General features: G+C 43.3%; 2 protein-coding genes. Both read right to left on the reverse strand.

What is annotated here, in order from left to right; genetic code table 11:
• Positions 1 to 62: 62 nt before the first annotated feature.
• Positions 63 to 1370: a protein kinase domain-containing protein gene (locus QUA83_RS30285; RefSeq protein ID WP_333297905.1), complete on the reverse strand. Its 1308-nt coding sequence runs from the start codon at positions 1368 to 1370 to the stop codon at positions 63 to 65.
• A gap of 96 nt (positions 1371 to 1466) precedes the next feature.
• On the reverse strand, positions 1467 to 1868 hold the full coding sequence (locus QUA83_RS30290) for an endonuclease domain-containing protein (RefSeq protein WP_333297907.1): 402 nt from the start codon (positions 1866 to 1868) through the stop codon (positions 1467 to 1469).
• Positions 1869 to 1998: the final 130 nt, after the last annotated feature.

The raw sequence follows: 1998 nt of genomic DNA on the forward strand, positions 1-1998 counted from the left end.
ATGCTTTATATTCTATCATGCTCTTCGTATTTGTGAACCTTCTTTTTTGCTGTTACCCCTATTTATTGAGCGGATACGATTAAAGCGCGATCGATTACGGTGGCTAGCGGTTGAGGAATCGAGGAAGTGCGATCGGCAATAGGAACCGCATCATTATCCAGCACAGCACGAAACGGGTCTAATCCCACAAAATTGCGAGGCGAATATCCCGTAATCATCACATACAAACAAGCCGCCGCCGCCCAAACATCAACCTCCGGCTTAGCATATTTATAATCAAGCACTTGCTGTCGCGGCATAAAATACGGCGTACCAACAGCATTACCAGTCATCGTTTGGCCGCTTAAACCCGCTTGATCGAAAGCTTTTGCTAACCCATAATCCCCAATCTTAGCAACTTGTTTCCCTCCCACATTCGCTAGAAAAATATTCCCCGGCTTCAAATCCCGGTGAATCAAACCCCGTCCTTTAGCAAAACTACCATCAGCCAATTTCACATTCGGAATTTCCGCATTGTGCGTATAAGTCAAACCATCTAAAACTTGCAAAATAATAGCCACAGCTTCACCAATCGGCAAAGTGCTAACACCGCGTTTTGCCATCAAATCAACAACACTACCACCCTCGCAGTATTCCATCGTAAAAAAGAAGGTTTCATCCGCATAACCAGACTCTTTTAATCCTACCACATTGGGATGTTTTAAAGATTTCGTATTTTCAATTTCCCGCAAAAACCAATTCACAGCCCGCTGATTCGCAGCAACTTTTGGTAACATCACTTTCAGGGCGACTTCTTCATTTGTTTGTTTATGTCGCGCCAAATAAACCAAACTAAAACCACCCTTCCCCAACTCCTTCAGCAAAACATAATCTCCCAGAACTCCAATATTAGTTTTACCACCCACAGCTTTGAACAGAAAAGCTTTCAGCATTTCCCACAGATTGGCTTGATTTGAGGGAATGATTGGGGGTGATTGTTGTTGGAGATTTTTGGCTATTTCCGGGTCAAGGGCAACAGCAACTCGAAAAGAAGTATCGCTGAGTGTAAATTCATCTCCCCCCTGCAAGTCGTATTCTGGAAATTGAATTTGAGCAGCTTCTTCGGGAGTTTGATGGGATTCTCGCTGACCGATTTTTTCACCGTTTACAAAAGTCCCATTTTTGCTACCAAAATCTCGCACGCGGATATCGGGAGGATTGATATCTAGCAAACAGTGATAGCGGGAGATGGTGCGGTGTTTGTCGTCGTCGGGAATTTTGGGATAGCAATCTTTGGCGCGCCCGATAATGCAAGTAGTGCGGGTGTCAAAGGTGAATTCTTGGCCTTTGAGATTGCCTGCGGTGATAGTGAGGGTAACTTTTGAAGTCATATGTATTAGAAATTTTGGATTATTCAATTTTAGATTTTGGATGCTCGAAACTCTTGCTCCCCACCCTTAACAAAGAGCTAACTCTTGCTCCCCCCCTTACCAAGGGGGGGCTGGGGGGGGTAAAACACCCGATGTTCTCAACGATTTAATCCCCTCCACAATCACCTCTAAAACCCCATCCAAATTATGATAAACATCATCATTCGTAAACCTCAAAAAATTAATCCTTGCCGACTCAATAAACTCTTGCCTTTCTGCATCATATTCTACAGCGCCATCCACAAAATGGCTATCACCATCAACTTCTAGTGCTAATTTGATTTCTGGTGAATAAAAGTCGATCGCAAATGCTGCTACACTGTATTGTCTGCGAAATTTACAATTTTCAAGCTGTCTGTTTCTGATCCGTTTCCATAACTCCTTTTCAGCTTCCGTCATTTCTCTGCGAAGCTTCTGCCGCTTGAATTTTTCTGAGCTTCTGTTGTAGAGTTTTGTCATTGTTATATAGGATTTTATTGTTGGTTGCTGGTATTTTAACCCCCCCCAGCCCCCCCCTGACAGGTGTAGGTTTTTTACGACTGGGTAGTATAAAGTCAATTAAACCAGGCGAAAATAAGGGTGATTCAAC

Origin of the sequence: Microcoleus sp. K1-B1 (genome assembly GCF_036704705.1) — a bacterium.
GTDB lineage: Bacteria > Cyanobacteriota > Cyanobacteriia > Cyanobacteriales > Microcoleaceae > Microcoleus.